Consider the following 23,271-nt stretch of genomic DNA (forward strand, 5'->3'; position numbering starts at 1 on the left):
GTGTGCCAGGCCGTAGGCCACCAGGGTAGCGGCTGCGCCATCCGGGCCAATGGGGCACGGCGGCGAGGACCGCCGTGCCCGTCAGTCAGCTCAGTGACCGTCGCAGAGGACCTTGGTCAGCGTGACGGAGCGGTCCAGGCCGTTGGAGTCGCTTCCGCCACCGCCGTTGAACACGTTGATCACCGCGAACGCCGCGCGGGAGCCGTCGAGCGTGCCGCCCGCGATCGACTGGTAGCCGGGCCACACGCCGTAGTGGCCGTAGGCGATTCCGCCGCAGGGGAGCACGAACTTGTCGACGCCCAGGCCGTAGTTCGGCGCCGTCGAGCCCGGCGCGTTGTTGGGGGTGAGCAGCTGGGTCATCTGCGCGGGCGCGAGTAGCTGGCCGCCGAACAGCGCCCGGTAGAACTTCGTCTCGTCGGCGCCGCTGGACACCAGGCCGCCCGCTGGTCCGCCGATGCTGGGATCGACCAGTTCGGTGGTGTCCACCGCGAAGAACCCTGTGCCGATGTACCCGCGCACGTGTCCGGGCGGCAGGGTCTTGACCGTGGGCAGGAACGTGCTGGTCAGACCGACCGGGGTGACGATCCGGTCGGTCAGCTCCTGGGTGTAGGTGCGCCCGGTGACCGCCTCGATGATCATTCCGGCGAGGAAGTAGTTCGTGCCCGAGTAGAGAAAACCCGCACCGGGCGCGAACAGGGCGGGCTTGGCCAGGCCCCAGGAGGCGACCGTGGCCATCGTCTGCGGCTGGGTGTACTTGAAGTCGGCGTAGCCTGCGGCGTCGTTCGGCAGGTGGTCGGCGATGCCGCTGGTGTGGTTGAGCAGCTGGCGCGTGGTGATGACGTTGCCGTCGTAGTTGCCGGTGACGACGCCGGGCAGGTAGGTCGCGACGGGCGCGTCGAGGTCGATCTTCCCTTCGGCCACCAGCTGGAGCACGATCGTGGCGGTCATCGGCTTGGTCAGGCTGCCGACGCGGACCTTGTGGTCCGGGCCGAACGGCAGGTTCCACCAGAGCTCGCGGGTGCCGGTGGTGACACTCCACAGGGTGTCGCCGTCACGCACGACCGCGCTGCCGCCCGGGGCGCCGTAGCTGGCCCGCAGTTCCTCGATGGCGGCCTGGGCCGCGGGGTGTGCGTCGGCGGCGGCGGTACCCGCGGTGCCCGCGGTCAGCAGCAAGGCGGCGGCGATGAGGCCGCCGAGTCTGATGGACAAGCGCATCGATCTTCCCTTCGTTGGTGATCACCTCAATTATGAACATCTACGTTCACCAATGGGCGGATGTTCGGGCCGCGATGTGGTGGCGGGGAACACACAGCGCATAAGAGGTAAACGACGTCGCAGGTAGGCTCACCCGGAGATGGCGGCACGGCATCGCCCGACCGCCCGCGGCTTGAGGAGGTTGCACGCAGTGGCGCTCGTCGTCCAGAAGTACGGCGGATCCTCGCTGGAGAACGCCGACCGGATCAAACGGGTCGCCGAGCGGATCATCGCGACGCGAAAAGCGGGGAACGACGTCGTGGTGGTGTGCTCCGCGATGGGTGACACCACCGACGAACTCCTCGACCTCGCCAAGCAGGTGAACCCCGTCCCGCCGGAGCGCGAGATGGACATGCTCCTCACCGCCGGTGAGCGCATCTCCAACTCCCTCGTGGCGATGGCGATCAGCGCGCTCGGTGCCGAGGCAAGGTCGTTCTCCGGTTCCCAGGCAGGCGTGATCACCACTTCGGTGCACGGCAAGGCGCGGATCATCGACGTCACGCCGGGCCGCGTGCAGGCCGCGATCGACGAGGGCTACATCGTGCTCGTCGCGGGCTTCCAGGGCGTCAGCCAGGACACCAAGGACATCACCACCCTCGGCCGCGGCGGTTCGGACACCACCGCGGTCGCCCTCGCCGCGGCCCTCAACGCCGACGTCTGCGAGATCTACACCGACGTCGACGGCGTCTACACCGCCGACCCGCGGATCGTGCCGGACGCCAAGCGCCTCGACCGCGTCACCTACGAGGAGATGCTGGAGATGGCCGCCAGCGGGGCGAAGGTGCTCATGCTGCGCTGCGTGGAGTACGCGCGCCGCTACGGCGTCCCCATCCACGTCCGATCGTCGTACAGCAACAAGTCCGGCACGATCGTCGCCGGATCAATGGAGGACTTGACCGTGGAACAGGCGATGATCACCGGCGTCGCGCACGACCGGTCCGAGGCGAAGGTCACCGTGACCGGCGTCCCCGACCACGCCGGTGTGGCCGCCCGGATCTTCCGGACCGTGGCCGACAGCGAGATCGACATCGACATGGTGCTGCAGAACGTGTCCAGCACGGTGTCGGGCAAGACCGACATCACCTTCACCCTGTCGAAGAGCAACGGCCCGACCGCGGTCGCCGCGCTGGAGAAGATCCGCGAGGAACTCGGCTTCACCGCGGTCCTCTACGACGACCACGTCGGCAAGGTTTCGCTGGTCGGCGCCGGGATGCGGTCGCACCCCGGGGTCACGGCGATGTTCTGCGAGGCGCTGGCCAAGGCCGGGGTCAACATCGAGATCATCAACACCTCGGAGATCCGGATCTCGGTCCTGATCCGGGACACCCAGCTCGACGAGGCCGTGCGCGCCATCCATGACGCGTTCGAACTCGGCGGCGACGAAGAGGCAATCGTGTACGGCGGGAGTGGTCGCTGATGTCCGGTCCGGTTCTGGCCCTGGTGGGCGCGACGGGTGCCGTGGGCACCGTCATGGTCGACATCATGAACGGCCGCAAGGACTGGCCGTGGGGTGAGGTGCGCCTGATCGCGTCGCCCCGTTCGGCGGGCAAGAAGATCACCGTGCGCGGCGAGGAACTGACCGTCCTCGCGCTCGCCCCGGAGGTCTTCGACGGCGTGGACGTGGCGATGTTCGACGTCCCCGACGAGGTCTCGGCCCAGTGGGCCCCGATCGCCGCCGCGCGCGGCGCCATCGCGGTCGACAACTCGGGCGCGTTCCGTATGGACGCCGATGTGCCGCTGGTCGTGCCGGAGGTCAACGCCGACAAGATCACCGACGCGCCGCGCGGGATCATCGCGAACCCGAACTGCACGACCCTGTCGATGATGGCCGCCATCGGCGCGCTGCACCGCGAATACCAGCTGACCGAACTGGTCGTGGCCTCCTACCAGGCCGCGTCCGGCGCGGGCCAGGACGGCATCGACCGCCTGTACGCCGAGTACGCGGCGGTCGCGGGCAAGCCGGTCGGCGAGAAGGCAGGGGACGTTCGCGAGGCGCTCGCGGCGGCCGGTCTGGCGCAGGAGGACTCGCCGTTCCCCGCGCCGCTGGCGTTCAACGTGGTGCCGTGGGCGGGTTCGCTCAAGGCCGACGGCTGGGCCAGCGAGGAACTGAAGGTGCGCAACGAGTCCCGCAAGATCCTCGGCATCGAGGACTTGAAGGTCTCGGCCACCTGCGTGCGCGTCCCCGTTGTCACGACGCACTCGCTGGCCGTCCACGCGCGGTTCGCCAAGCCGGTGACGGTCGAGCAGGCGCGCGCGATCTTCTCGGCCCAGCCGACCGTGGTGCTGGTCGACGACCCGGAGAAGGGCCAGTTCCCGACCCCGGCCGACGTGGTGGGCGGCGACCCGACCTACGTCGGACGCATCCGCCAGGCGCTGGACTTCCCCAACACGCTCGACTTCTTCGTCTGCGGCGACAACCTCCGCAAGGGTGCCGCGCTCAACACCTACGAGATCGCGGAGTCGATCGCGGCCCAGCGGTGACGTGAACACCCCCCTTTCGTAGGCTGTCGGCCGACAGCGGGGATCGGGGGGTTTTCATGGTCGTACCGAGGGTGGTCGCTGGGCGCTACGCCCTGCTCGGCGAACTCGGCCGGGGTGGCATGGGTGTGGTCTGGCGGGCCGAGGACCGGGTCATCGGCAGGCAGGTCGCGCTCAAGGAACTGCCGTTCCCGCACGGGCAGGACCCGGCGGTGTTCCAGGAACGCGTGCTGCGCGAAGCCAGGACCGCGGGCCAGCTCAACGACCCGGCCGTGGTCACCGTGTTCGACGTGTCCTTCGACCGCGGCGTCGCCTACCTGGTGATGGAGTTGGTCCAGGCGCCGACGCTGGCCGACCTGATCGCGGCGGGCCCGCTGGCCGAGTCCCGCGTCGTCACCATCGCACAGCAGGTCCTCGGCGCGCTGAAGTCCGCGCACGATGCCGGGATCGTGCACCGCGACGTCAAGCCGAGCAACATCATGGTGCTGCCCGGCGACCGGGTGAAGCTCGCCGACTTCGGCATCGCCCGCGCCGTGGACGACCCGAGCCTGACCGCGACCGGCGGCATCATGGGCTCGCCCGGCTACATGGCCCCGGAGCTGTTCACCGGCTCGCCGCCGTCACCCGCGACCGACCTGTGGTCCCTCGGCGCGACCTTGTTCCACGCGGTCGAGGGTCGGGCGCCGTTCACGCGCACCACCACGGCCGCCACGATGCACGCGATCCTCACCGAACGCCCGGTCCCGTCGCGCTGCGGTGAGCCGCTGGCCGGACTGTTGGCGGGTCTGCTGACCCAGACCCCCGAGACCCGCCTGACCGGCGCGTCCGCCCGCGCGCTGCTCGGGTCGGACGCGACGGTTGCGGTCACCCCGGCCGACGCGACCCAGGTCGTCGAGGCCCCCACGACCATGGTCGCCGCCCCGACCCGCTCGACCAGGCCGAACGACGCGGCTCCGGTCGCGGTGCCGTGGGCCGCGGTGGACCCGTGGGAGGAGGACAAGCCGAGCCGCAAGCGGCTGCCGTTGCTCCTGGCGAGCGCGGGCGCCCTGGTCGTCGCGGCCCTCGTCGCGGTGTTCACGTTCCTGCCGACCGGCCAGCAGGGCAACCCGTCCGCGGTGGCCAACGACCAGCGCGACCGCCCCACTGAGTCGCAGACGGCCCAGCCGTCGACCCCGACGGTGACCTCGACGCCCTCGGTCTCGTCCTCGGCGCCTTCGTCGTCGTCGGCCACGCCGACCACGGTCTCCTCGGCGGTGTCGTCGTCCGCCGCCCCTGGCAAGACGACCACCCAGGCGGTCCCGCCGCCGCCCCCGCAGCAGACGACCACGGTCGCACCCACCACGACGACGCCGACCTGGCAGCGGACGACCCTGATCCGCTACAACCACCCGACCGGCTGGCACCTCTCCACGACGACGGCCTTTCCGCCGCCCGCGGGCTTCAACCGGGAACACCAGCTCGGCGACCTGTCCGCGAAAGCCGCGCCCGGCACCAAGAAGCTGTACTCCTGCAAGCAGAACGCCTCGGACGACCACTTCACGTCCGCGGACCAGAGCGGCGGCTGCGAGGGCCACAAGATGATCGCCCTCCTCGGCCACATCTTCACCGCGCCACCGGAAGGCGCGAAGACGATCTCGCTCTATCGCTGCACGTACAACGGCGGCCACTTCGACTCGGGTTATGCCAACTGCGAGGGCTACAACCAGGAGTACCGGCTCGGGTACCTGCTCGCCCCGTGACATGAGGAACGGCTCCAGCCCCTTTTCGGGGCTGGAGCCGTTCACTGACTCCGCGTCACTGGATCAAGGGAGCGGGGGCACCAGCGGCGGCTCGGCGTCGGGCACGCAGGCGTCGGCCAGCAGCCCGTCGATGGCGTCGTTGGCGCCGTCGACGTGGCCGCCGATGGAGTCGAGGTCAAGCTCGGTCGCGACGGTGACGTCGGCGACCGCGCCGTGGACGTGGGAAAGCAGTGCCGCGGTGAAGGTGTGGCAGCTGGTCAGCTCCGTGCCCTCACCCGGCGGGACGTCCGGCAGACAGGCGTTGGCCAGCAGCGCGGCGACGGTCGTCTTGACCGCGGACACGAGCTCCACGATCAACCCATCGTCCTGAGTGGACCGGGCCTGCGGCAGCGGCGCGGGTTCAGGTTCCGGAGCCGGTTCGGGTTCCGGTGCAGGCTCAGGCGCGGGTTCGGGTTCCGGTGCGGGCTCGGGAGCGGGTTCCGGTTCCGGCGCGGGTTCCGGCTCGGGTGCCGGTTCGGGTTCAGGTGCCGGTTCCGGCGCGGGTTCGGGTTCCGGTGCGGGCTCGGGAGCGGGTTCCGGTTCCGGAGCGGGCTCTGGCTCTGGCGCCGGTTCTGGGTCTGGCGCGGGCTCCTCCGGCGGCGCGGCCAGGGCTTCGCCCAACTCGGCGAGTTTGTCCTGCAGGGTCGCGGTGGCGGCGCCGCACGCGCTCGGTGGGTCGGCGGCGGCCATGGGCACATTGAAGCCGACCAGCGCGGTGGCGGCGGCGGCGAGACCAATGGCCAATTTCCTGAACATTTCGGCTCACTTCCCCTGACAAGTTGAAGATCCGAAGAGCGTTCAGTCGTACGACTTTTAGTCGGTGCCCGGGCTCGCCGATCGTAAGCACACCGCTGGTGAATCTTCTTGTGGGAAAGCCAGGTTCACCTTTTCGTGAGACCGCCGCGTGGCGACCCCGATGGCCGCCACCAGCACCCCGCCGACCCCGCCCACGACGAACCCCCACGGCGCTGAGCTGTGATCCATCACGAATCCGGCGAGCGGCGCACCGGCCGCGGCGCCGAGGGTGAACGCGGAACTCTGCAAGCCGGTGGCTACTCCCCGCATCGACGCGGGGGCCAAAGTGTTCACCTGTTCGTTGGTCGCTGCGATTGTGGGTGCACAGAGGAAGCTGCAGGGGACCAGCGCGAGGGCCAACAGCCACCACTGCCCGGACACCAGCGCGACGGGCAGGGTCAGCAACCCCATCAGTCCCATGAGGACATTCGGCGGCAGACCGCGGCGCAGCGACCCGTGCACCACGCCGCCGGTCGCCGAGGCAAGGCACAGCACCACGATCACCGCGCCGGTCCAGTCGAGCTGCCCGGCCGCCCGCAGCGTCGCCACCACGGCGACATCCGTGGCGGCGAGCACGAACACCGCGCCCGCGCCCACCGCGAACACCCCGAGCAGTTGCGGCGTCAGCCATTCCCGCCGCGGGATCCGCACCCCACCAGCGGCTTCCTCATGATCGGCGCGAACCTTCGGGTTCACGATGAACAGCAGCACGCCGATGGCGAACACCGCCACGGCCATCGCTGACAGCGCTGTCTCGGTCGACACCTGAGTGGCGACGGCGACCGCCGAGGCCGGGGCGATCATGAACGTCAACTCGACTGAAACGGAGTCGAGCGAGTACGCGGTGCGGCGCAGTTCCTCCGGCACCAGAGCTGAGATCGCCTGGCGGCCGATCGACATCGCGGGCACCACGAAGAAGCCCCCGACGAAGGCGGCGGGCAGCAGGAGTTCGTAGGTCAAGGAGGGAGCGGCGGCCCAGAAGGCGGTCTCACCGAGGGTGACGACGACGAGCATCGGCCGGAGCCCGAACCTATCGATGACCCGGCCCATGATCGGTGCGCCCAGCGCGATCCCGACCGTGCTCGCCGCGCCGACCAGGCCTGCTTGGCCGTAGCCGCGGTCCATTCCGACGGCGACGTGCAGGGTGACCACGATCGACGCCGCGGTGATCGGGAGTCTGGCCACGAACATGACGATCATCAGCGTCTTCACGCCGGGGAGGCCGAGCATCCGGCGGTACTGCTGCATGCCCCCGATCCGACACGGTTCAGCGGTCGGTTGGCAAGCGAATTAGCGTCGGGTCACAGGGGGTGATGGCCAGCTTCCTGATCGAACGGGCATAGGTGACGGGCCCACCCGCCAACCCGGCGCCCCGGCCGCGTCAGAGCGCCAGCGCTGTCCGCAGTGCGACAGCCGCCTCTACCGCCGCTTCCTGGAATCGCCTGCCGACGCCGAGGAAGTTGAAGTAGCCATGGATCAGGTCCGGATAGCGAACCGCGATCACCTTAACCCCGGATTCCTTCAGCCTCTCCGCATAGGCCTCGCCCTCATCGCGCAGCGGGTCGAACCCGGCCGTGGCCACGTACGCGGGCGGCAAGCCGGTCAGATCCTCCGCCAGCAGCGGCGAGAACAGCGGGTTGACCCGGTCGTCCTCGTTGGGGGCGTAGTGCTCGCGGAACCAGTCCATGTCGGCGCTGGTCAGGAAGAAGCCATCGGCGAACAGCTCCCGAGACCGCCTGCGGACCGAGGCGTCGACCGCCGGGTAGATCAGCAGCTGGAACTTGGGGACCGCGCCGCCCGCCCGGACCGCCTGCAGCGCGGTGACCGCGGCCAGGTTGCCGCCCGCGCTGTCGCCGCCGACCGCGATCCGGTCCGGGTCGATGCCCAGTTCGGCGGCGTTCTTGACGGCGTGGTTGAAGGCGGTCAGCGCGTCGTCGACCGCCGCCGGGAACCGGTGTTCCGGAGCCAGCCGGTAGTCCACCGACAGCACCTTGACCCCGGCCCGCTTGGCCAGGAAGCGGCTGACGTTGTCGTGGCTGTCGAGGTCGCCGACGACCCAGCCGCCACCGTGGTAGTAGACCAGCAGCGGGGCGTCGTCACCGACACCCTCCGGCGCGTAGAAGCGGGCGGGAACGCTGTCCTCGATGGTCAGCGCGCGCACGGTCACCGGCTCGATCGGAGGTCCGCTGACCAGCGAGCGCGACGCGGCGAGGCGTTGCCGGGCCTGTTCGGGAGTGCCGTTGACCAGACGGTAGCCCGATGCCTTCTCCAGCAGCAGGAACAGCTGCGCGTCGAGCGCGAGTTCCTGTCCGTCGATGCGGACCGGCTTGCCCGCGATGCGCCTGCGGATCGGTTTCGGCAGGGCGAGCAGGGCGCGGACGAAGGCGGACTGCACCGACAGCGGCACTCGGTCCAACGGATTCGACATCTGGCCTCCTTGACATCTCCCGGGCACGTTACTTGTCGGTAGGGCGTGCGGACAGCCACTCTTCGGGTGCGAGGATGGCAGGGTGACGGTGTCGGTGGTCGGAATCGGTGGGTCCCTGCGGACAGACTCTCAGTCCGAGCGCGCGCTGCGGATCGCGCTGGCCGGGGCCGCTGAGGCGGGTGCGAAGACAACCGCCTTGTCCGGCGCCGATCTGGTGCTCCCGTTCTACGATCCTGCCGTGCCGGAGCGCTCGCGCGAAGCCATGCGGCTGGTCGACGAACTTCGCGAGGCCGATGGTGTGATCCTCGTCTCACCCGGCTACCACGGCACCGTGTCCGGGCTGGTCAAGAACGCCCTGGACTACGTCGAGGACCTGCGCGACGACACCCGCCCCTACCTCGACGGCCGCGCCGTGGGCTGCATCGCCACCGCGTCGGGTTGGCAGGCGTCGGTGACGACGCTGCAGGCGCTGCGGTCGGTCGTGCACGCGCTGCGCGGCTGGCCGACGCCGCTGGGCGCGGCGGTGAACTCCGCCGAGGTCCTGTTCGACGGCGGCGGCGAGTGCAGCGACCCGCAGGTCTCGACGAGCCTGCGGACCATCGGCCTGCAGGTCGTCGAGTTCGCCTTGGCCCGCGCTACCTGAGCCCGAGCGCCCGCAGCGCGAAGTAGACCTCGATCAATGACTGCTTGATCGTCTCCGCGACCACCAGCGACCCGTGGCCCGCGTCGTAGCGGTACATCTCATACGGCGCACCGCGTTCGGCCAGCCGGTCGAGGTAGTTGTCGATCTGCCGGATCGGGCAGCGCGGGTCGTTCTCGCCCGCGAGGACCAGCACCGGAACCTTCACGTCGTCGACGTAGGTGATTGGGGAGCACTCGACGTAGCGGTCGTGCAGTTCGTCCGGCGAACCGCCGAACAGCGCGCGGTCGAAGGCGCGCAACGGCTCCATCTCGTCCTCATACGCGGCCAGGTAGTCGGCCACCGGCACGCCCGCGACGCCCGCGGCCCACAGGTCCGGCTGGGTGCCCAGCGCGAGCAGGCTCAGGTAGCCGCCCCACGACGCGCCGTTGACCACGCACTGCCGCGGGTCGGCCAGGCCGGACTCCACGGCCCACGCGTGCACGGCGGCGACGTCGGCCAGTTCGGTCAGGCCGGGCCTGCCCTCGATGGCGTCGCGCCAGGCCGAGCCGTAGCCGGTGGAGCCGCGGTAGTTCACGTGCACCACGGCGAACCCGGCGTCGAGCCAGAGCGCGCGGTAGGCCGAGAAGCGGTCCTCGTCGGCGGCGTGCGGGCCGCCGTGCAGGCTGAACACCGTCGGCAGCGGCCCGTCCGGCGCGTCCTGCGGGCGCGCGACCAGGGCGTGGACGCGGCCGTTCGGGGTCTCCACGAAGGCGTCGGCCAGCGGGGCCGATCCGGGCGCGCGCTCGCCGGGCGGTGTCAGCAGGACGCGCTCGGTGCCGTCGGCGAACAGCGCGCGGACCACCGCGGGGTCGGCGGCGCTGGACCAGGAGTACTCGACCGTGCCGTCCGGGCGGGTGTGCGCGGAGCCGATCGTGCCGGCTGGGGTGTCCAAAGTGGAGAGTTCGCCGGTGGTGATGTCGTAGCGGTGCAGCGAGTTGCGCGCCTCGTGGGTGTGCGCGACGAGCAGGGCGGTGCCGTCGGTGTACCAGTCGGCGGTGACTTCGCCGGGCAGGTCGAGCGTGATCTCGTGCTCGGTGTCGGCGGCGACGTCCCAGATCAGCAGCTCCTCGCGGCCCCGGCGCTCGTGCAGCACCAGCAGCCGCTGGTCGCCGTCGACCGGGCTGAACGCGATCGCGTCGAGCCCCTTGCCCTTGCCGTCCCACTTCTCGGCGAGGGTGGAGGCGTCGGCGGTCGCCAAGACCCGCAGCGCCGGGTGGCGGTTGTCGCCGTGCTCGGAGTGCGCGATGGCCAGCAGCGTCTCGTCCTGCGACAGCGCGGCCACGCCGCCGTCGTGCTCGTCGCGGTAGACGACCTCGGCCTCGCCGCCGCCGCGCGCCAGGAAGACCGTCGTGCCGTCGTCGTCGGCGACCCCGACCGCCCGCAGGTCGCGGCCGACCTCGATGCCCGCCGGGTAGCCGGGCTTGGTGCCCTTGACCGCCGCGGTGGCCTCGGCCCCCGCCGGACGGCCGCCGAAGGGCTCGCTGACCCACGAGCCGAACTCGTCGCCGTCGGTGTCGGCGAACCACCAGATGTGCTCACCGTCGGGGGTGAGGACGGCGTGCAGCGTGCCGTTGGGCCGGTCGGTGACCCGCCGGTGGGTGTCGGTGGCCCGGTCCCAGGCGTAGACCTCCCACACCCCGCTGGCGTTGGAGGTGTAGACGGTGCGGTCGGGTGCGTCCCTGGCCCACTCCGGCAGCGACAGCCGCGCGGCGTGGAACCGGGCCCGCCAGCGCGCCTCGGTGGCGTCGTCGGTGAAGAGCCGGTCGGGGACCTCGGCGACAGGATGGTTGGTCACCGTTGCGATCCTGCCAGGCCGGTACGCTCGACGTCGTCCGCTATCGAACGCGGGTGGGGGAGTGGTCATGGTCGGTCAGAGTCATCGGCGGCTGTGGATCCTGTTGTCCACCGTCGCCGCGCTGTTCATCGGCGTAGTCGTCTGGCTGGTCGTCGAGACCACGGGAACCAAAGAACAGCGACCCCGCGCCGTCGAGGACACCACGACGAAGGTCGTCACCGCCAGCGACGGCGGCAGCACCGTGTCGGTGCCGTCGAAGTGGGCCCAGATGCCCGAGTCCCTGCAGGTCAGCGGCGCGGTCATCGCGCAGGCGCAGATCTACCAGGAGCGGTACCTGATGGTCGTCAGCGACGAAAAGGCCGACTTCAAGGACTTCGCCGACTACGAGGAGACCGCGCTGATCTCCGTGGAAGGCCTCGGCGGCACCGCCACCGGCCAGCCGGAGCCGATCGAGGTCGGCGGCCGCCCGGCGGTTCGCTACGAGCTGACCGGCGAATTCGAGGGCAACGGGATCGTCTACTGGTGCACCGTGGTGGACGGCCCCCGCGCCTACCACCAGATACTCACCTGGACCCTCGCCGACCGCCGCGACCAGGCCGAGCCCGCGTTGCGCACGGTGACGGATTCCTTCCGGGAGAAGTAGGCCCGCCGCCCGGGTCGCCTCTAGGCTGGCGGTGTGACCTGGAAAGTCGAAGTTGACGAGCGCGCGTGCGTGGCCTCGGGCCTGTGCACCGGTATAGCCCCCGACCACTTCGCCCTCGAAGGCCGAGCGGCGACCGTCAAGAACCCCGAGATCGACCCGGACGACGACGTCCTCGACGCCGCGGGCGGGTGCCCCGGGATGGCCATCTCGGTCACCGAGAACGGGCGCGATCTGCTCGCCTGAATTGTCGTACCCCTTCGGTAGTTTCCTTGGGAGACAAGGGATTTCGAGGGGAGCCCGATGATTCACCGCACGCCAGCCATGATCGCCACCACCTCGTTCGCCGAGTACGCCACCAGCGACCGCACCCGCCGCACGGAGATCGTCGCCGGACGGCCCGGGGTCGACTTCTACGGCCCGATCCTGCGCGCGCTGCGTCAGGCCGCCGCGTCCGACGAACCGGAGCCGCTGCTGTCCGCCGCGATCGACGCCACGGACCTGTCCGGCCAGTCCCGCGCCTACACGGAGCTGTCCGACGGCTTCCTCACCTGGTGGCCCCGCACCCGCGCGACGCTCACCTCGACCGGGACCAGCAACCTGCGCGTCGGCGACGTGGACGTGTCGGTGGCACCGCACCTGGGCATGCGCTCGTCGGCCGGGGAACATGCGGTCTTGTTCCACCTCAAGGAACAGCCACTGACCAAGGACGCGGCCAACGCGGCGCTGCGCGTCCTGCAAATCTGCATGTCAGACCTGCTCCCGGGCGCGACGCCGCTGGTGGTCGACCTCCGCCGAGCCCGCGAGTTCCGCCTCGCCCGAAACACGAACGTCGAACGCCTCGACGCCTGGCTCACCGCCCAGGCCGCCGCCCTCGCCACCCACCTGCACGAGTCGGAGTAGATACTTCGCGGCGGGGGTGAGTGATGACCGAACCGTTCAACACAGTTCGCAACGAGTTGCTCGTCACGAAGTGGGAGGTCAAGGAGCCCGACTTCGGCGCGTATCCGGTGCGGGAGCCTGCCGAGTGGGCGCGTTGGTGGTCCACTCGGCGAGAGCCCAGTCCGCTGCCGGAGATCGACTGGACGCGCGACATGCTCGTCATCGCCGTGGTGATGATGCCGGACGACGGCCACCGCCCGGTGATCACCGCGCTGACTCGGAACGAGTCGACGATGGACGTCAACGTCGCGGTCAAGTCAGTCCACGCCGAGGTCTGGTGCGCGGAGTCCTTGGCCTGGCACGTGGTCGCGACCCGCCGAACCGACGATCAGCTGAACCTGGTCGTGCTGCCAAAGTAGGCGTCGACGGGCTGTTTGTCTTCGCGGACAAGCAGCCCGTCAAACCACTCTCGCGGCGACAATCCGCGCGCACTCCATCGACTCGGCACGGGTGGTGTCCACTTCCAGGTCGTAGACCACGCCCTGATGAACCAGTTCCGCCTGCGCGGCGGCCATCCCCGGAACCCGATCGCCCCGCGCGATCTCCCGTCCCTCGGCGACCGCGCTCTCGCACCGGACACCGACCCACAACACCGTCAACCCACCCAACGCGTCGACCCACCGCCGCTGCGACGTGGCTCCACCGAGAAACACCTCATCGACGATGACCCGTGCCCCCGCCCGCGCCATCGCCACGATCCCGTCGATCCACGCGTCCTCCAGGGCCCGGAACCCGTCCCCAACGGCCACCCCACCGTCCGGCGCGAACTCGATGCCCGCGTCCGACTCCCGCATCGACGCGGGCATCGCCTCGATCAGCGTGTCGACCCCGAACGTCAGCCACGGATCGGGCAGCACCGCTTGCAGGCACCGAGCGATCCCGGACTTGCCCGAACTGGAACCACCGTTGAGAACGATCACCCGGATCTCAGCGATGACTACACCCGCTCAAGTGGAAGATGGGGCAGAGACGGAATCTCGGCCCGAATCGCGTCGCCCGGCCCGACCCGGCCGCCACGCAGGACGACACCCATGATCCCGGCTTTGCGCACGAGGCGACCGTCGGCGTCCAGGTGGGCCACCTGCTTGAGCAGCCCCGACTGAAAGCTGTTGATCTGGGCACACGGGTTGCGCAACCCGGTCACCTCGATGATGGCCTCGGCGCCGATCCGGAGGACCGTGTGCCGGGGAAGCGCCAGCAGATCTATCCCGCGGGTCGTGATGTTCTCCCCGAGCTGCCCCGGTTTGACCCCGAATCCCGCGCGGGCCAACTCCTCGAACAGTTCCTCGTGCAGCAGATGCACCTGCCGCAGGTTCGGCTGCGTCGGGTCCACCGCCACCCGCGACCGATGGCGAACCGTCACCCCCGCGTGCGCGTCACCCTCCACCCCAAGCCCGGCGAGCAAGCTGATCGACGCGGTGACGGGCTTGCTGAACCGGTGCTCCCCATCGCGACAGACCGCGACAACGGTGGCGAGATCGGGCTCCATGGCATAAGTATGGTCAAGGAGGCAGGAGGCTGAGGTGGCGGACACGACGCGGGCCGAGGTGATGGCCGAGCTGGCCGCGCTTGAGGACCCCAAGGCACGCGTGGTGAATGAGCGACACGGTGACGATCACGGTGTGAACCTCAGCAAACTGCGCGCGCTCGCGAAGCGGCTGAAGACGCAGCAGGAACTCGCGCGCGGGCTCTGGGAGACCGGCGACACCGCGGCAAGGCTGCTCGCGATCCTGATCTGCCGCCCGAAGGCGTTCGAACGCGACGAACTGGACGCCATGCTGCGCGAGGCCCGCACCCCCAAGGTGCACGACTGGCTCGTGAACTATGTCGTGAAGAAGACCGCACACGTCGAATACCTGCGCCTGGCCTGGTTCGCCGACCCGGATCCAGTGGTCGCGAGCGCGGGCTGGGCACTGACAACCGAGCGCGTGGCGAAGAAGCCAGAGGGCCTCGACCTCGCCGGACTGCTCGACCTCATCGAGGCGGAGATGAAAGACGCCCCGGACCGCCTGCAATGGGCGATGAACCACTGCCTGGCCCAGATCGGGATCGAGCATGCTCGACACCGCGCCCGCGCACTCGCCATCGGTGAGCGCTTGGAGGTGCTCAAGGACTACCCGACGCCGCCGAACTGCACGTCACCGTTCGCGCCCATCTGGATCACCGAGATGGTCCGCAGGCAGCACGCCAAGTAGACAGAATCGGGGAGGACATTATTTCCAGCGCGCAGTTGTACGACTCCATCGGAGCCACCTACACCACGACGCGGCGAACCGAGCCGCGGATCGCCGAGCAGGTCTGGGCAGCGCTCGGCGACGCCCGGACCGTGCTGAACGTCGGCGCGGGAACCGGCTCCTACGAGCCCTCCCACCGCGATGTCACCGCGGTGGAACCCTCGGCGGTCATGCGGGCGCAGCGCCCCGCAGGCGCGGCGCCGTGCGTGGCCGCCGCCGCGGAGCGCCTTCCGTTCGAGGACCAGTCCTTCGACGCCGCGATGGCTTTCGCCACCGTCCACCACTGGCGTGACCCGATCGCAGGCCTGCGCGAGATGCGCCGCGTCGCGCGCCGCGTGGTGGTGTTCACCTGCGACACCACTGAAGCGAGCTGGCATAGCCGGTTCTGGCTGACTCGCGACTACCTGCCTGAGGTCGCCGCCTCCCGCGTCGGCCTCGCCACGGAACTGGCGCGCGCGATCGGGGCCCGGATGGAACCGGTGCTGATCCCATGGGACTGCGCTGACGGCTTCTTCGAGGCCTACTGGCGCAGGCCCGAGGCATACCTGGACGAGAGTGTCCGTCGCGGGATATCGATCTGGGCCAAAGTCGGACCTGACGCCGAGCAGAGGGCGGTGCGCACCCTCCGGGACGACCTCGCCTCAGGCCGGTGGGCCGAACGCAACCGCGACCTTCTCGATCTCGAAGCGGCGGAGCTCGGCCTTCGCCTGCTTATCGCCTGAACCAGCCACGGCCGGGCCGCGCGTCGACGGTCGGGCCGCATGGTCAGGCCGAGACGAAATCAGGCCCTGTCCAAAGTGGACAGGGCCTGACCTGCGTCGGGGTGACAGGATTTGAACCTGCGACCTCTTCGTCCCGAACGAAGCACGCTACCAAACTGCGCCACACCCCGAGTGTGGAACGAGGGGAAGTCTAGCGGACCCGCGCCCGGGCTCCGAATCGGGCTCCCCTTGAACCCTCCGCCGCCGGATCGCCGCCGGTCGGGCGGGGAATGAGGGTCAGCAGGCTCGCTTCCGGGGGGCAGGCGAACCGCACCGGCGCGTACGGGGAGGTGCCCAGGCCCGCCGACACGTGCAGCCACGTGTGCGCTCCCCAACGCGACGACCCGCGTGCGCGCGAGCGGTCCAGCTCGCAGTTCGTCACCAGGGCGCCGTAGCCGGGGATGCGCAGCTGGCCACCGTGGGTGTGACCGGCCAGGACCAGGTCGTATCCGTCCTCGGCGAACCGGTCCAGCACCCGCGGCTCCGGGGAGTGGGTGACCCCCAGGCGCAGGGTGGCCGTGCGGTCGGGGCGGCCTGCGATCTCGTCGTAGCGGTCGCGCTTGAGGTGGGGGTCGTCGACGCCCGCGGCGGCGATGAGGCGGCCGTCGATGGTGAGGCGGGTACGGGTGTGGGTCAGGTCGTGCCAGCCGCGCTCGACCAGGGCGGCGCGCAGGTCGCGCCATGGCAGGGCGATGCCGTGGACCCGCTTGTCCGAGGGGAACAGGTAGCGCGCGGGGTTCTTCGGCTTCGGCGCGTAGTAGTCGTTGCTGCCGAAGACGAATAGGCCCGGCCGGTTCAGCAGCGGCGACAGGGCGCGCACCACCGCGGGCACGGCCTGCTTGTGCGCAAGGTTGTCGCCGGTGTTGACGACGAGGTCGGGGTTGAGGCTGTCCAGTTCGGCGACCCAGGCCTGCTTTGACTTCTGGCCGGGCATCATGTGCAGATCCGAGATGTGCAGCACGCGCAGCGGGCGGGCGCCCTCGGCCAGGACGGGCAGGGTGGCCTCGCGCAGCGTCCAGCGGGTGCGCTCGTACCCGGCGGCGTAGGCCAGGGTGGCGGCGCCGAGCGCGGTGGTGCCGATGGCGATGCGGCGCAGGGTCGTGGCTAGGTCACTCACGCCGTCGAGGGTACGGGGCCGGGGCGGCATCGCGGGTATCGCGTTTGCCAGGCCAGTAGGGTTCCTTGCATGGCTGAGCTCAAGAACCGGCTGAAAACCGACCTGACGACCGCGATGAAGGCCCGCGAGAAGACCCGGACCGCGTCACTGCGCATGGGTCTCGCCGCCATCACCACCGAAGAGGTCGCGGGCACCGACGCCAGGGAACTCACCGACGACGAGGTGCAGAAGGTCCTGGCTCGCGAGGTGCGCAAGCGCAAGGAGGCCGCCGAGGCCTTCGCGGGCGCGGGCCGGGCCGAGCAGGCCCAACTCGAACTCGACGAGGCCGAAGTCCTCGCCGCCTACCTCCCCAAGCAACTCGACGACGCCGAACTGACCGCCCTGGTCGACGCGGCTGTGGCCGAGGTCGCCGACCAGCTCGGTGCCGCCCCCGGCCAGAAGCAGATGGGCCAGGTCATGAAGGCCGCCAACACCAAGGTCGCGGGCCGCGCCGATGGCGGCCGCGTCGCCGCCGCCGTCAAGGCGAAGCTCACCGGCTGACCGGAGTGCCCGTACCCCAAGCACGCTGATCAACCACGGATACCCGCCTGCCCTCAACGCCTGAATCGATGGTCGGCAGTGTCGGGGCCGGGAGCGCGATGACCGTCACGACAAAGAATCGGGGCCCGACCACCAAGGTGATCGGGCCCCGAATTCGTCAGGGGACTGGGCCGATAGTGATCGGCGGTCCGTTCCCACCGCCGTTGCCCGGCGGTCTGGTGACACCGTCGCCGTTGCCCGGCGGGCCGTTGCCCGGACCGCCCGGTGGCGGTGGCACACCCGGCTCCGTCGGCGGGACAGGCACATCGGAGGTCTTCGGCGGCGGCACGTAGCCGGTGCTGACGAAGATCGTGATCATCTCGCCGGTCAGGGCCGCGCCGCGCGGGGACTGGCTGACGACGGTGCCCTTCTTGCGGGCGTCGTTGCGGTCCTTGGCCGTGACCTGGTAGCCCGCGTTCTGCAGGATGCCGGTCGCTTCCTCGGCCGATTTGCCGATGACGTCCGGGACCTTGATCTCCGGCCCGCCTTCGAGGTACCGCTGCTCCACGCCCGGCATGCCCAGCGCGGGTTGGCCCTCGAGGACCTTCGTCATCGTGGCGAACCAGGTGCGCGCGGGCACCTTGCCGCCGTAGATGTTGCCGCCGGTGCCGCACAGCCTCGGGTGTGGCTCGGCGTCGCAGATGCCCTGGGGCTTGTTGCTGTCGTTGAACGTCAGCACCGCCGCGGAGTACTGCGGGGTCGCGCCGATGAACCCGGCCGACTTGTGGTCCTGGGTGGTGCCGGTCTTGCCCATCATCGGCCGCTTCCAGCCCACCGCGGCCGCGGCGCGGGTCGCGGTGCCGCTGGTGTCGTCCTTGGACAGGCCCACCGCCAGCGCGTTGGCCAGTGGTTCGGCCACCGCCTGCTCACACGGCTGCTCGTTGACCTCGATCTTCTTGCCGTCCCGGTCGAGGATCTCGATCAGCGGGCTCGGCGGGCACCAGACGCCGCCGCTCATGATCGTCGCGCCGACGTTGGCCAGCTCGACCGTGCTCAGCGGGCCGGGGCCCAGGGTGAACGACGCCTTGCCGGGGCTGTTCTCCGACGGCTTGAAGTAGTCGGACTGGCTGAGGCGGTACTCGGCCTCCTTGCGGCTGGGATCCGGGTCGACCCCGCCCATGCTCGACGCCATCGTCTCGCGCAGACCGAGGCGGCTGGCCATGTCGACCACCGGCCCCATGCCCACGCGCTCCTCCAGGATGACGAACCCGGTGTTCGGCGAGGTCGCCAGCGCGTCCTGCAGCGTCATCTTGGCTGGGTAGTCCGCCGCGTTCTGCACGCAGTACACCCGGGTGTCGCCGTCGTTGGGCCGCGCCGTGCGCGCGCAACTCTTGCCACCGCCGACGAAGACCGTCGAGTTGTGGAAGTTGGGCACGTCGATCTGGTTCATGATGCCGCCGCCCTTCTCCAGGTAGGCGGCCGAGGTGAAGATCTTGTGGATCGAGCCCGCGCCGAACTTGTTCGCCACCCGGCTCGGCAGGCCGTAGGTGGTCTGGCCCTTGGCGGGGTCGAGGCCGTAGTCGCGGTTGGCGACCAGGGCGATCACCTGGTGACGTTCCTTGCCAGGCTGCACGATGGCCATCGTGTTCGCGATGCCCGGCTGCGTCTTGGGCACCTCCGCCTCGGCCGCGGCCTTGGCGATCTGGGTGGCGCGGGCGTCGAAGCTGGTCTTGATGGTGTAGCCGCCGGTCTGGATCTGGTCCTGGGTGAAGCCGAGTTTCTGCAAGTAGTCGTAGACGTACTGGCAGAAGAAGCCGGTCTCAGGCCCCGCGCCGACACAGTTCGCGGCGGGCTTCAACGGCGACTGCAGGGTGCCCAGCGGTTCCTTCTTGGCGATCTCGGCGGCGTCAGAGGACAGCTTCTGGTTCTCGACCATCTTGTCGATCACCACGTTGCGCCTGGCCAGCGTCTCGGTCGGCTTGCGCCACGGGTTGTAGAGCACGGGGTTGTTCACCGCACCCGCCAGCAGCGCCGACTGGGCGACGGTCAGCTTGTCCGGCGTGGTCCCGAAGTACGCGCTCGACGCCGCGCCGATGCCGTAGACCTCGTAGGCGAACTCGACGACGTTCAGGTAGCCGGTGAGGATCTCTTCCTTGCTCATCTTCTGTTCGAGCTGGATGGCGATCCGCGCCTCACGCAGCTTGCGCGCGATGGTCTGCTCCTGGGCTTTGGACTGCTCGGTCTTGTTGCCCCGGTTGACCACGTTGATCAGGTAGTTCTTCACGTACTGCTGGGTCAGCGTCGAAGCGCCCTGCACGTCCCCGCCGGTCTGGTTCGACACCGCCGCGCGGATCGTGCCCTTCCAGTCGACACCGTGGTGCTCGTAGAACCGCCGGTCCTCCACCGACACCAGCGCGGCCTTCATCGTCGGCGAGATCTGCTCGGCCGACACCGGGATCCGGTACTGGTCGAACAGCGACGCGATCGGCTTGCCCGCGCTGTCGGTGATCGTGGTGATCAACGGCGGATCGGTCGCGACGAGGTCCGCAGACACACTGTCGATCGTGTCGCTCGCCCGATTGGACACCACCCCCAGCGCCCCCATCAGCGGGAACAACATGCCGGCCACCAGCACGCCGGCGAGTAGGCACAGACCAAGAAGCTTCAGCAAACTGTCACCCAGACGCACGGCGCCCAGCGTACGCGTCCGCCGGAGGGAGCACCGGAAGGCGACCGATCGGAAGTTGACATTAGGTAACACCTACCCCGCCCCCCATTCTCGATGGAACCGATACCCACTAAGGTTCGTCAACGTCTCACGACAGGCAGAACAGCTCACGGGCTGGGACGCAGCCGGTACCGGGGGGTATCGGTTCAGGGTCGCGACGACGACAGGGGTGGGGGCTATGCATCTCGAAACGAAGGTCGACTGGCGAGTCCGCGCGACATGCCGGGACGAGGATCCGGACGGGCTTTTCGTCCGCGGGGCCGAGCAGCGCAAAGCGAAGCTGGTGTGCATCGCGTGTCCGGTCCGCACGGAGTGTCTGGCCGAGGCGCTGGACAACCGGATCGAGTTCGGCGTGTGGGGCGGCATGACCGAGCGGGAGCGCCGCGCGCTGCTGCGCCGCAGGCCGGATGTGGATTCCTGGCGCGAGCTCTTGGACGACGCGCGCCGCAGCCACACATACGACGACGAGGACATCCGAGTCGGCTAGAACACAGGCCCTAGTCCTTGCCGAGTTTCGCGCCGATGGTGCGCAGCCCGGCGAGGTCGTGCACGTCGGTGGCCATCGCCGGGACGTGGACCAGCGCGACGGTCGGGTGGGCCTTGGTGAACCGGGAGATCAGTCTGCGCTCCCGCTGGGCCAGCGCCACCCGGTCGGCGTGCAGCCGCAGCACGGCCGCGGCCAGCGGGGAGTCGCCCGCCGTCTCCAGGTTCTCCGCGGCCGCCAGCGCTTTCGAGGCGGGCAGGGCCGACAGCACGGGGTGGGTCCGGTTGACGATCAGGCCCGCCAGCGGCATCGATTCCGCGGCGAGCCGCTCGACGAAGTAGCTGGCCTCACGCAGGGCGTCGGGTTCCGGGGCGGCGACGACGACGAACGCGGTCCCCTCCGAGCGCAGCAGCTCGTAGGTCTTGCGGGCGCGTTCCCGGAAGCCGCCGAACATGCCGTCGAAGGCCTGCACGAACGCCGACGCGTCGGCCAGCAACTGGCCGCCGACGATGGTCGACACGGCCCGCGCGAACAGGCCGAACCCGGTGCTGACGACCTTGCGGATGCCCCAGCCGCCCGCGCGCGCGGGCCCGGTGAGGAGCTTGATCATCCGGCCGTCCAGCGCGGTCGACAGCCGCTGTGGCGCGTCGAGGAAGTCCAGGGCGGAGCGGGACGGCGGGGTGTCGACGATGATCAGGTCCCAGCGGCTCTCGGCGGCGAGCTGGCCCAGCTTCTCCATCGCCATGTACTCCTGGGTGCCGGAGAACGAGCTGGAGATCGTCTTGTAGAACGGGTTCGCCAACACCTCCTGCGCCCGCTTCTCACCCGCGTGCGCCAGCACCATGTCGTCGAACGTGCGGCGCATGTCCAGCATCATCGCGCTCAGCTCGCCATCGGGCTCGAAGCCGTCGACCTGGACCGACTTCGGCGTGTTGCCCAGTTCCCGCAGGCCAAGGGCCTGGGCGAGCCGCTTCGCCGGGTCGATCGTCAGCACCACGACCTTGCGTCCGCGCTCGGCAGCGCGCACCGCCACGGCCGCCGCTGTGGTCGTCTTGCCCACGCCGCCGGACCCGCAGCAGACGATGACGTGGGTGTCCGGGTCGTCGATGAGCGCGTCGACATCGAGGTTCATCGCACACCCTGGTCGATCAGAGCCTCGGCCAGCTCGTAGAGCGCGGCCATGTCGATCCCGTCCACCAGGTCGGGCAGCTCGACTATCGACAAGTCGACTTCTGCGAGTTGGTTTCGCGCGCGCTGCTCGGCCTGCACCCGGATCGCGTGCTCCACGGTTTCCTCGACCAAGCCGTCAAGGTCCTCGGCGGACAGCTTGAGCCCCGCCGACTTCAGCCCGTTGCGCACCCGCGTGGCGTCGACCCGGCCGTCGGCGGCGGCGGTGACCGACCGCGCGGGCAGCCGCGGCGGCCGCACCCGGTTCATGATCACCGCGCCGGGCCGCAGGTCCGCCCCGTCCAACTCCTCGACGGCCTCGACGGTCTCGCGCACCGGCATCTCCTCCAGCAGCGTGACCAGGTGAACGGCGGTGTCGGCCGAGTGCAGCAACCGCACCACGCCGTCGCTCTGCCCCTTGATCGGGCCGACCTTCGCCAGGTCGGCCATGGCCTTGGTGACATCGAGGAACTTCACGATCCGGCCGGTCGGCGGCGCGTCGAGGACCACCGCGTCGTAGTGGTGCCTGCCGGTGTCGTCGGTGCGCGTCGCGCACTCCTTGAGCTTGCCGGTGAGCAGCACGTCGCGCAGGCCCGGCGCCAGCGTCGTGGCGAACTCGATCGCGCCCATCCGGCTGAGCGTGCGGCCCGCGAAGCCCAGGTTGTAGAACATCCCGAGGTACTCCAGCAGCGCGGCCTCGACGTCGATGTGCAGCGCGCGGACCTCGCCCCCGCCGTGCGTGGCGGCGACCCGCTCCTCGGAGTACGGCAGCGGCCGGGTGTCGAACAGCTGGGCGATGCCCTGCCTGCCCTCGACCTCCACCAGCAGCACCCGCTTGCCGCTCGACGCGATCGCCAGGGCCAGCGCGGCGGCGACGGTGGTCTTGCCGGTGCCCCCTTTGCCGGTGACCACGTGCAAACGGGCGTGGGCCAGTTGCTCGGTCCAGCCGACGACGGGTGTGGTCACCCTTTCAGCGTAAATGCCCGGTTGGTCGCGACGCTGATCGACCGGTCACCCTACGAGCAACATCACTGAACCCACCACGCCGACGACGATCACCGTGCCCCACGCGATCGGGGGCGCCAGCGCCGTCAGGGTCAACACGCACAGCAACACCAGCACCGTCGTCCCGATGGCCCCCGTGATCGCCACCGTGCTGCCCGAGCCGGTCCGCTCCCGCACTTTGGCCATCGTGACCAGCATCAAGACGACGCCGCCAACGGCGAGCAACACGGTCGCGATCATCCGCCAGGTCTCCACACCGCAACCGTAGCCATCAACTGTATGCACCTGTTCTAGGCTGCCGCCCATGACGAAGTGGGAGTACGCGACCGTGCCACTGCTGATCCACGCGACCAAGCAGATCCTCGACCAGTGGGGCGAGGACGGCTGGGAGCTGGTCACCGTGCTGCCCGGTCCGACCGGTGAGTCGCTGGTCGCCTACCTCAAGCGTCCCAAGGGAGCCTGAC

Annotated in this window: 25 protein-coding genes and 1 tRNA gene; 13 read left to right on the forward strand and 13 right to left on the reverse strand. The window is 69.9% G+C overall.

All coding sequences use genetic code 11. The features are described from left to right. Positions 1–90: 90 nt before the first annotated feature. Positions 91–1,215, reverse strand: a complete 1,125-nt coding sequence (locus BN1701_RS28020) for a serine hydrolase (protein ID WP_054053743.1) — start codon at positions 1,213–1,215, stop codon at positions 91–93. Between the two features lie 190 nt (positions 1,216–1,405). On the opposite strand from BN1701_RS28020, the gene BN1701_RS28025 reads away from it, so the two are divergent. Genes BN1701_RS28025 through BN1701_RS28035 form a run of 3 tightly spaced genes read left to right on the forward strand, consistent with a single transcriptional unit; the run spans position 1,406 to position 5,471 of the window. Next, positions 1,406–2,671: an aspartate kinase gene (locus tag BN1701_RS28025; RefSeq protein WP_054053744.1), complete on the forward strand. Its 1,266-nt coding sequence runs from the start codon at positions 1,406–1,408 to the stop codon at positions 2,669–2,671. Next, a complete protein-coding gene (locus BN1701_RS28030) occupies positions 2,671–3,735 on the forward strand; it encodes an aspartate-semialdehyde dehydrogenase (RefSeq protein ID WP_054053747.1) in 1,065 nt (354 codons plus the stop codon). Before BN1701_RS28025 ends, BN1701_RS28030 begins: the two co-directional genes overlap by 1 nt. 56 nt (positions 3,736–3,791) lie before the next feature. Next, positions 3,792–5,471: a serine/threonine-protein kinase gene (locus BN1701_RS28035; RefSeq protein WP_067520912.1), complete on the forward strand. Its 1,680-nt coding sequence runs from the start codon at positions 3,792–3,794 to the stop codon at positions 5,469–5,471. A gap of 63 nt (positions 5,472–5,534) precedes the next feature. Here the strand turns inward: BN1701_RS28035 and BN1701_RS36950 are convergent, their stop codons facing one another. The 3 genes from BN1701_RS36950 to BN1701_RS28050 form a co-directional block, all read right to left on the reverse strand. Continuing rightward, positions 5,535–6,266 carry a hypothetical protein gene (locus BN1701_RS36950; protein WP_197672148.1) on the reverse strand — a complete coding sequence of 244 codons (732 nt, stop codon included), beginning with the start codon at positions 6,264–6,266 and terminating at the stop codon, positions 5,535–5,537. A gap of 57 nt (positions 6,267–6,323) precedes the next feature. Then, positions 6,324–7,553, reverse strand: a complete 1,230-nt coding sequence (locus tag BN1701_RS28045) for an MFS transporter (protein ID WP_054053751.1) — start codon at positions 7,551–7,553, stop codon at positions 6,324–6,326. A gap of 133 nt (positions 7,554–7,686) precedes the next feature. Continuing rightward, complete coding sequence (locus BN1701_RS28050; RefSeq protein ID WP_054053753.1) at positions 7,687–8,733, reverse strand: alpha/beta hydrolase; 1,047 nt, start codon at positions 8,731–8,733, stop codon at positions 7,687–7,689. Between the two features lie 82 nt (positions 8,734–8,815). Here BN1701_RS28050 and BN1701_RS28055 point away from each other — a divergent pair, with 82 nt between their 5' ends. Beyond that, entirely contained in the window at positions 8,816–9,376 is a 561-nt protein-coding gene (locus BN1701_RS28055) for an NADPH-dependent FMN reductase (protein ID WP_054053754.1), read from the forward strand. On the opposite strand, the gene BN1701_RS28060 is transcribed toward BN1701_RS28055, so the two are convergent. Continuing rightward, positions 9,369–11,210 carry a prolyl oligopeptidase family serine peptidase gene (locus BN1701_RS28060; protein WP_231949734.1) on the reverse strand — a complete coding sequence of 614 codons (1,842 nt, stop codon included), beginning with the start codon at positions 11,208–11,210 and terminating at the stop codon, positions 9,369–9,371. The genes BN1701_RS28055 and BN1701_RS28060 overlap by 8 nt on opposite strands. Before the next feature lie 67 nt (positions 11,211–11,277). Between BN1701_RS28060 and BN1701_RS28065 the strand changes: the two genes are divergently transcribed. Genes BN1701_RS28065 through BN1701_RS28080 form a run of 4 tightly spaced genes read left to right on the forward strand, consistent with a single transcriptional unit; the run spans position 11,278 to position 13,151 of the window. Then, positions 11,278–11,853 carry a hypothetical protein gene (locus BN1701_RS28065; RefSeq protein ID WP_054053756.1) on the forward strand — a complete coding sequence of 192 codons (576 nt, stop codon included), beginning with the start codon at positions 11,278–11,280 and terminating at the stop codon, positions 11,851–11,853. 33 nt (positions 11,854–11,886) lie between these two features. Further along, positions 11,887–12,096: a ferredoxin gene (locus BN1701_RS28070; RefSeq protein WP_054053758.1), complete on the forward strand. Its 210-nt coding sequence runs from the start codon at positions 11,887–11,889 to the stop codon at positions 12,094–12,096. Positions 12,097–12,153: 57 nt separating this feature from the next. Next, positions 12,154–12,753: a hypothetical protein gene (locus BN1701_RS28075; RefSeq protein ID WP_157368259.1), complete on the forward strand. Its 600-nt coding sequence runs from the start codon at positions 12,154–12,156 to the stop codon at positions 12,751–12,753. A 23-nt stretch (positions 12,754–12,776) separates the two neighbouring features. Then, a complete protein-coding gene (locus BN1701_RS28080; RefSeq protein WP_054053761.1) occupies positions 12,777–13,151 on the forward strand; it encodes a hypothetical protein in 375 nt (124 codons plus the stop codon). 39 nt (positions 13,152–13,190) lie between these two features. On the opposite strand, the gene cpt is transcribed toward BN1701_RS28080, so the two are convergent. After that, entirely contained in the window at positions 13,191–13,712 is a 522-nt protein-coding gene (gene cpt / locus BN1701_RS28085) for a chloramphenicol phosphotransferase CPT (RefSeq protein ID WP_054053764.1), read from the reverse strand. 17 nt (positions 13,713–13,729) lie between these two features. Next, positions 13,730–14,281, reverse strand: coding sequence for an MOSC domain-containing protein (locus BN1701_RS37615; RefSeq protein ID WP_054053766.1), 552 nt, complete (start codon positions 14,279–14,281; stop codon positions 13,730–13,732). Between the two features lie 34 nt (positions 14,282–14,315). On the opposite strand from BN1701_RS37615, the gene BN1701_RS28095 reads away from it, so the two are divergent. Then, entirely contained in the window at positions 14,316–14,987 is a 672-nt protein-coding gene (locus BN1701_RS28095) for a DNA alkylation repair protein (protein WP_231949735.1), read from the forward strand. Between the two features lie 35 nt (positions 14,988–15,022). Further along, positions 15,023–15,748, forward strand: coding sequence for a class I SAM-dependent methyltransferase (locus BN1701_RS28100; RefSeq protein ID WP_231949736.1), 726 nt, complete (start codon positions 15,023–15,025; stop codon positions 15,746–15,748). Positions 15,749–15,844: 96 nt separating this feature from the next. Here BN1701_RS28100 and BN1701_RS28105 read toward each other — a convergent pair. Together BN1701_RS28105 and BN1701_RS28110 are read right to left on the reverse strand one after the other, a co-directional pair. Next, positions 15,845–15,918, reverse strand: a tRNA-Pro gene (locus BN1701_RS28105). Positions 15,919–15,938: 20 nt separating this feature from the next. Beyond that, on the reverse strand, positions 15,939–16,883 hold the full coding sequence (locus tag BN1701_RS28110; RefSeq protein ID WP_054056190.1) for a metallophosphoesterase: 945 nt from the start codon (positions 16,881–16,883) through the stop codon (positions 15,939–15,941). Between the two features lie 90 nt (positions 16,884–16,973). Between BN1701_RS28110 and BN1701_RS28115 the strand changes: the two genes are divergently transcribed. After that, positions 16,974–17,444: a GatB/YqeY domain-containing protein gene (locus BN1701_RS28115; protein ID WP_054053768.1), complete on the forward strand. Its 471-nt coding sequence runs from the start codon at positions 16,974–16,976 to the stop codon at positions 17,442–17,444. A gap of 157 nt (positions 17,445–17,601) precedes the next feature. Here the strand turns inward: BN1701_RS28115 and BN1701_RS28120 are convergent, their stop codons facing one another. After that, positions 17,602–20,112: a transglycosylase domain-containing protein gene (locus BN1701_RS28120; RefSeq protein ID WP_054053771.1), complete on the reverse strand. Its 2,511-nt coding sequence runs from the start codon at positions 20,110–20,112 to the stop codon at positions 17,602–17,604. Positions 20,113–20,329: 217 nt separating this feature from the next. On the opposite strand from BN1701_RS28120, the gene BN1701_RS28125 reads away from it, so the two are divergent. Further along, complete coding sequence (locus BN1701_RS28125; protein ID WP_054053773.1) at positions 20,330–20,638, forward strand: WhiB family transcriptional regulator; 309 nt, start codon at positions 20,330–20,332, stop codon at positions 20,636–20,638. A 10-nt stretch (positions 20,639–20,648) separates the two neighbouring features. Here BN1701_RS28125 and BN1701_RS28130 read toward each other — a convergent pair whose 3' ends face one another. From BN1701_RS28130 to BN1701_RS28140, 3 genes are read right to left on the reverse strand one after another with little or no spacing between them, the layout of a single operon-like run. Further along, the gene (locus BN1701_RS28130) at positions 20,649–21,767 is read right to left on the reverse strand and encodes an ArsA family ATPase (protein ID WP_054053774.1); all 1,119 of its coding nucleotides are present in this window, start codon (positions 21,765–21,767) and stop codon (positions 20,649–20,651) included. After that, complete coding sequence (locus BN1701_RS28135; protein WP_054053776.1) at positions 21,764–22,768, reverse strand: ArsA-related P-loop ATPase; 1,005 nt, start codon at positions 22,766–22,768, stop codon at positions 21,764–21,766. Before BN1701_RS28135 ends, BN1701_RS28130 begins: the two co-directional genes overlap by 4 nt. A 45-nt stretch (positions 22,769–22,813) precedes the next feature. Continuing rightward, positions 22,814–23,062 carry a hypothetical protein gene (locus BN1701_RS28140; protein WP_054053778.1) on the reverse strand — a complete coding sequence of 83 codons (249 nt, stop codon included), beginning with the start codon at positions 23,060–23,062 and terminating at the stop codon, positions 22,814–22,816. A 49-nt stretch (positions 23,063–23,111) separates the two neighbouring features. Between BN1701_RS28140 and BN1701_RS36070 the strand changes: the two genes are divergently transcribed. Further along, positions 23,112–23,270 (forward strand): DUF4177 domain-containing protein, encoded by a 159-nt coding sequence (locus BN1701_RS36070; protein WP_157368260.1) that lies wholly within the window; start codon positions 23,112–23,114, stop codon positions 23,268–23,270. Position 23,271: the final 1 nt, after the last annotated feature.

The sequence above is a fragment of the Alloactinosynnema sp. L-07 genome (assembly GCF_900070365.1).
In the GTDB taxonomy this organism is placed as follows: Bacteria; Actinomycetota; Actinomycetes; order Mycobacteriales; family Pseudonocardiaceae; genus Actinokineospora.